This window comes from Clostridium sp. 1001275B_160808_H3 (assembly GCF_015550425.1).
GTDB lineage: Bacteria > Bacillota > Clostridia > Clostridiales > Clostridiaceae > Clostridium.
Genome location: NZ_JADNAT010000045.1, coordinates 1 through 6,189, shown reverse-complemented (window position 1 = coordinate 6,189; position 6,189 = coordinate 1). Strand labels below are relative to the sequence as shown.

11 protein-coding genes are annotated in these 6,189 nt (G+C 25.1%); all 11 read left to right on the top strand.

Annotated features, from left to right (window positions below):
- Positions 1–189 precede the first annotated feature (189 nt).
- The 11 genes from I2A75_RS17715 (at position 190) to I2A75_RS17665 (ending at position 5,933) form a co-directional block, all read left to right on the top strand.
- On the top strand, positions 190–489 hold the full coding sequence (locus tag I2A75_RS17715) for a hypothetical protein (RefSeq protein WP_195266923.1): 300 nt from the start codon (positions 190–192) through the stop codon (positions 487–489).
- Between the two features lie 182 nt (positions 490–671).
- Positions 672–827, top strand: coding sequence for a DUF6199 family natural product biosynthesis protein (locus I2A75_RS18155; RefSeq protein WP_195266924.1), 156 nt, complete (start codon positions 672–674; stop codon positions 825–827).
- Positions 828–979: 152 nt separating this feature from the next.
- A complete protein-coding gene (locus I2A75_RS17705) occupies positions 980–1,216 on the top strand; it encodes a hypothetical protein (protein WP_195266922.1) in 237 nt (78 codons plus the stop codon).
- A 174-nt stretch (positions 1,217–1,390) separates the two neighbouring features.
- Entirely contained in the window at positions 1,391–1,861 is a 471-nt protein-coding gene (locus I2A75_RS17700) for a hypothetical protein (RefSeq protein WP_195266921.1), read from the top strand.
- Between the two features lie 146 nt (positions 1,862–2,007).
- Positions 2,008–2,259 (top strand): kinase to dihydroxyacetone kinase, encoded by a 252-nt coding sequence (locus I2A75_RS17695; protein ID WP_195266920.1) that lies wholly within the window; start codon positions 2,008–2,010, stop codon positions 2,257–2,259.
- Between the two features lie 320 nt (positions 2,260–2,579).
- Positions 2,580–3,119: a GNAT family N-acetyltransferase gene (locus tag I2A75_RS17690; protein ID WP_195266919.1), complete on the top strand. Its 540-nt coding sequence runs from the start codon at positions 2,580–2,582 to the stop codon at positions 3,117–3,119.
- 128 nt (positions 3,120–3,247) lie between these two features.
- Entirely contained in the window at positions 3,248–3,610 is a 363-nt protein-coding gene (locus tag I2A75_RS17685) for a DUF4440 domain-containing protein (protein ID WP_195266918.1), read from the top strand.
- A 164-nt stretch (positions 3,611–3,774) separates the two neighbouring features.
- Positions 3,775–4,263: a GNAT family protein gene (locus tag I2A75_RS17680; protein WP_195266917.1), complete on the top strand. Its 489-nt coding sequence runs from the start codon at positions 3,775–3,777 to the stop codon at positions 4,261–4,263.
- Between the two features lie 162 nt (positions 4,264–4,425).
- On the top strand, positions 4,426–4,815 hold the full coding sequence (locus tag I2A75_RS17675; RefSeq protein WP_207733860.1) for a serine hydrolase domain-containing protein: 390 nt from the start codon (positions 4,426–4,428) through the stop codon (positions 4,813–4,815).
- 235 nt (positions 4,816–5,050) lie between these two features.
- Positions 5,051–5,344 (top strand): hypothetical protein, encoded by a 294-nt coding sequence (locus tag I2A75_RS17670; RefSeq protein ID WP_195266916.1) that lies wholly within the window; start codon positions 5,051–5,053, stop codon positions 5,342–5,344.
- A gap of 241 nt (positions 5,345–5,585) precedes the next feature.
- Complete coding sequence (locus I2A75_RS17665) at positions 5,586–5,933, top strand: TIGR04076 family protein (RefSeq protein ID WP_195266915.1); 348 nt, start codon at positions 5,586–5,588, stop codon at positions 5,931–5,933.
- Positions 5,934–6,189 lie beyond the last annotated feature (256 nt).

The following is a 6,189-nucleotide window of genomic DNA, read 5'->3' as shown; positions in this document are numbered from 1 at the left end:
ACTTCACTTCTTATTTTTTCCATATAAAATTAAGTTTAATCACTGCCATCTGCCGTCGCTTTTAGCGATTTAGTTCTATGATACTATTGAGAACTAATTAAGAAAGTTTGATCTTTGAAAATTGAATAGTACGTTATTACTAAAAATGATATAATTGGGTATGAAAAATATTCAATTATGGAGGAAATTATGGACAAAATAAATAACTATAAAGAATGTAATAAAGGAATTATTTCATTAATATTTTCTATTTTAGGTGTTATATTTTCTTTTACTAGCATAGGAGGAAAATCAATAGGACAGCATATACTTAATATATTAGAAGTAAAATTTCCGTATATATTTATTTCTATAATATTATTTATTTTATCAATTTTCATTGGATATAGACACAAAAATGATCCTTATTCAAAACAAGGAATAGGAGTATCTATAGGTTCTTTAATTATTTGTGGAATTTTTACATTAATATCTATGTTCTTTTATTAAATTTATTATATTATGAATATCCAATTAAATATAAAATAATAAAAATGCAGTACTATTCCAGAAGAATATTCGGTATTTTTTTAGTGTGCAATTCAGGAATAATACAAAATAAGTGTTAGATATATAAGAAATTTTAATGAGAAGAGTAAATTTAAATTGGTTATTAAGTAAAGGGCAGAGAAATTATTTTTATAAAAATAATTGCTAGTATTATGCTACTAATTAATATATTTAATCCTAGATTATCATGGAAAATGTCAGAGGGATGGAAATATAAAGATGTAGAACCAAGTGATTTTTATCTTATTGTAAATACAATAAGCAGTGTAATTATATAGGTGGTAATTTGGTTTACAATTCCTAATTGGATATAAATACATAGTTCTATAATATTGATAATATAAAAAATAATTTTTAAAATTAAGCGTAATGTATAAAGATAATAGATGTAAAGATAGATTGAATATTTTATAATTAAGGGGGAATTTGAATGAATACTATTTTAAAAGGGATAGGGGCAGTTGTATTATTTTATATATTTAATATGTTTATAATGCAAATTATAGGACAATTTATATTTGTAGGAGATGCTGTTACTATATCTTATCATATGTTTACATATACAGGATTAATGACATTATGTGGAGTTATTGTAGTATGTACATGCATAATTATTAAAAAATTAAATGAAGTTAAAGACGCAATTGATAACAAGAAGCAAATTTAAATTACTTTAAATACTATCAATGTTACTTAAAATAATATAGGGGATTTGATTTATGTATTAATGGAAACTGATAAGTAAATTTTATTTACTGCATATAAATAGTATATGGAATATGTTTCATAAAAAATGGTATAATTGAGTTGAATATATAAAGTAAATTTTGGAGGAAATTCTATGTTAGGACATTTAGGATTTTCATATATAGGATTAATTTATTTGTTGATGCTATTTATACCTAATATTATATGGACAAAGCATCAGCCAGAAAATTATGATTATAGCAATGAAAATAAAATATTGTTAATATTTGAGCGAGTTGGACAAGTAGCGGTGACAGGTTGTGCTTTAATTTTTTCAGATTTCAATATTACTACATTTTCTTTGTGGAGTTTATGGCTTATTATATCATTAATTTTGATGATTCTATATGAAATATATTGGGTTAGGTATTTCACAGGAGAGCATACTTTAATGGTTTTCTATCGTAGTTTTTGTGGTATTCCTGTTCCTGGAGCAACGCTTCCTGTTATTGCATTTTTGCTACTTGGTATATATGGAAAAGTAATTTGGATGATTATATCTGTAATAATGCTTGGAATTGGTCATATAGGAATACATCTTCAGCACTTAAAAGAGATAAAATAGAATTAATAAATATAGTATTTTCAAGATGCTCTTTTAAGTGTATATAATTTGAAAAATATGTTATAATCTATTCATAATATAAGAAGGTAATATTTTTACCTATCTAATATATAAATTGAAATTGAAGTTTAAAAGGAGAATAAAATATGCTAGAATATAAATTTGATACTCAGTTATTAATTGAAGGGCATGATCTTTCAGAAGATGCAATTAATGAATATATAACTAAAAATATTGAAGGAGATTGTTTACTAGCAGTTGGTGATGAAGACTTAGTAAAGGTTCATTTCCATACAAACACTCCATGGAAAGTACTTGAATATTGTGCCTCTTTAGGAGATATATATGATGTAGTTATTGAGAACATGGAACGCCAAGAAAATGGACTACAAGGTTAAAGAATACAAAATAAATTATATAAATAAAATATAGTTTTATATAATTGATTTTATTTGCTAAAAAGTAAATATAAACTTTATTTTATGAAATACCGTATTATTCAAATGTGAATATACGGTATTTTTTATATTGAAATGAGAATTTGGAGATTATATAAGAAATCTATTGAATATAAGAAGAGTAATTTAAAGTTGATAATAGATAATTAGTAAAATATTTTATTTAAAATTTAATAGGTAGATATTAAGGAAAATATATGTAATTATATGGTTAATTAGTTTATAATTGTATTAAGTAATTGATAAATGGGGAATAATAAGTGGAAAAATTGACAAGTAATAGATTGGTATTAAGACAATGGCATGAAAGTGATAGTAAAGATTTATATGAATATGCTAAAAGTAATTTAGTAGGGCCAAATGCTGGTTGGACACCTCATAAAGACGAAAATGAAAGTAAAGAAAAAATAAAAATGTTCATGCGTAATAATGAAACTTATGCTATAGTTTTGAAATCTGAAAATAAAGTTATTGGTAGCATTGGATTGCATAGGAGAAAGCCTGATATTAATTTAGCTGATTTATTTCAAAGGGAAATAGGATACGTTTTAAATCCTAAATATTGGGGTAATGCCTATGTTCCTGAAGCTGTAAATTGCTTAGTTGATTATGGCTTTAAAAAATTGAATTTAGATTTAATTTGGTGTGCTCATTATGATTTTAACAATAATTCTAAAAGAGTAAATGAAAAGTGCGGATTTAAATATAGGTTTACAAGAAAAGAAAAATTGAGATTGTTAGATAATAGAGAAGTTAGTATTCTTTATTACAGTATTTTAAAATCAGAGTATTTTGCTTAACCTTTTATCATATTTTTGAAACATTAAGATAAGTAAATAAAATTTAATTGCACTTTCTTCTTTTAAATCTATAGCTATAATTTATTATAAAAAATTAAAGATTAAATGGAAAGTTGGATATTTATAATATGAATAGTATTGAAGATTTAATTTTTAAACTAGAAAATGACTTATTAAAACCTGAAGTTAGAAAAGATAAAGAAAGAATAAAAGAATTACTATCAGAAGATTTTTTTGAATTTTGTAGTACTGGAGAAATATATAAATATAAAGCAGGTGATACCTTTTATGAAGAAAATGTATCCTTTGAAATTAGTAATTTTAATTTAAAAAAATTATCGGATGATTGTTTATTAGCAACTTATATGGTGTTAAAGAAATATGAAGTAAATAATTGTGAAAAGTCATCAATTCGTAGCTCAGTATGGAGATATATTGATGGAAATTGGAAAATGATTTTTCATCAGGGTACTTTTGTAGTTACTAAATAATTATTTAAAGTAACTACAATAATGGTAGATTTGTAGGAATAACTAATGTAGCTATGGTACTTGTGGTTTGATGAGCAAAGAAAACCATTAAATAAAATTCATATTGTAAAAAGATTTGAGTATATAAGAGAGGGTTTTATAAAATTTTTAAGTGGGGATTATATATGAATATAATAATAAAGCAGGTTACTGATAGTGAGGCAAGAAAGATTTCTAAATGGATTTATAAAGAACCTTATTCAATTTATAGTTTGGATGGAAATAATAACTGTATAAGGGAACTTCTTAATGGGGATTATTATTCAGCAGTAGATATGAGAAATAGTATAGTTGGATACTATTGCTTTGGTAGATCTGCTCAAGTTCCAATTGGACATAAATATGGTGTTTACGATAACAAAAATATTATGGATATAGGGCTAGGAATAAATCCAGAGTTTTGTGGACAAGGACTTGGAGAGGAATTCTTAAAAATAGGGTTAGATTTTGCTAGAAAGGAATTTCATGTGAAAGAATTTCGTTTAACAGTAGCAAGTTTCAATAAACGTGCAATAAAAGTATATGAAAGAGTAGGATTTAGAAAAGTCTATTCTTTTATGAGAATTTCTCATATTAATGCAATTGAATTTGATGTTATGATCTTAAATGAGTAATAAATTTAGTGGTTAAGTTTTAATTATTATTTATAGTATAACTAATATAGTAAAACTGATAGGTTGAGGTAATGAGAGATAAAGATATAAATAGGATTTTTAGAAAAAATAAATGAGATTAATGACTATTCAGGAATTGTATCAATTAAAGAAAACAAAAATATGCTTTTAAAAGAATCATTTGGGCTTGCAGATATAAGTAATAATATTAAAAATACAATTGATACACGCTTTGGAATAGCATCTGGAGCTAAACTATTTACAGCAATAGATATATGTAAATTAATTGATAGTAAAGTAATAACTTTTGATACATTATTAAAAGATTACTTAGATATAGAACTACCATATTTCGATAAAAGAGTAACTATACATCACTTACTAACACACACTTCAGGAACCCCAGATTATTTTGATGAAAATACAATAAGTAATTTTCATGAGCTGTGGGAAAAAACTCCTATGTATCTTCTTAGAGAACCTAAAGATTTTATTCTAATGTTTAAAAATTCAGATATGATGTTTATTATTGGTATGGAGTATGGATTATAAAAAGGGAAGATAAGATACTAAAGTATTATATTACTGGTAGTGATCCAGGTGTAGCTTTTATGTCGTCATTTTACCCAGATACTCAAATAGAAGTTACATCTTTATCAAACAAAGTATTTGGACCTGATGATATATCAATGTTTGTTGAATCAATTATTGAGAATGCAGAGAAGTGATTATATTGAGTTAAATAAATAATTATATTTAAAAGGAATATGAAATTATGAGAGAAACAATGAGTATTAAAAGAGTAGGTATAGGTACTATATCATTAATATTGAGCATATTTGGAATAGCCTTTTCATTCACTTATTTAGGAAGTAATTCTATAGGTGAAGAAATACTTCATGCAATTGGAGTATCATTTCCAACAATGATAGTTTCAATAATATTATTTTTAATATCTATAGTTATAGGGCGTAAATTTAAAAATAATTTTGGATCTAATCTTGGAGTTGGATTAGCTATATGTTTTACAGTATTAATAGTTACATTATCTATAAATAGTGCATTTTTTAGTATATTTTAAAATCAATATAAATTTCTATTCTAAAACGCTATTATTTTAAATTACATGATATAAAATAATAGATTTTTAGTTAGTTAAAAATTTGAGATTATTGCGAACTAATTAAGAAAATCTGATCTTTGAAAGTTGAATAGTTGGGCATTAAAACATATAAGAATTATTGTTTATTTGATATATAATTGAATTATATGAGTTAGTTGAATATTAAACTACTCGATAAATTAGAATTTGGAGGGTAACCATGAAAAAATGGTATGATGAGGAATATGAATTTGAGATTGAGGTAACAGGATTTCTTCGTAGCGACCACACAGAGCGGTATTGCCGAAATGGTGAGGAAGTCGGAGATAAGTATACCTGTACTTATGGCTGTCCTGTAAATACAGAGGGGCAGGGGATTTGCTCCAAAGTAATGATTATTATGTTTCCAATTATGGAGGCTGTCAGAAGTGGTGGAGATTTAGAGAACATCGGTGGCAATGGAAAATATACCAAGGATATTGTGTGTCCAGATGGTTGCGTTATGTTCAGATTGACAGCAAAGAAACTTGGAAATGAGAATTTTTACAAGGGGAAGTTTTTCGATTGATTTTAGTTTTTATTGTGTTTAGTTTGAAAATAGGCTGAAATATATAAATTTCAGTTTATCTATTAAATTAAATAACTAATTTATAAATATTACTAATATAAAATTAAATATTAAATTAATGAAAATGCCGTATAATTCAAAATGGATATGCGGTATTTTTTAGTGCGTAATTTAGAAATAGAACTAAATCGCTAAAAGCGACGGCAGATGGCAGTGATTAAACTTAATTTTATATGGAAAAAATAAGAAGTGAAGT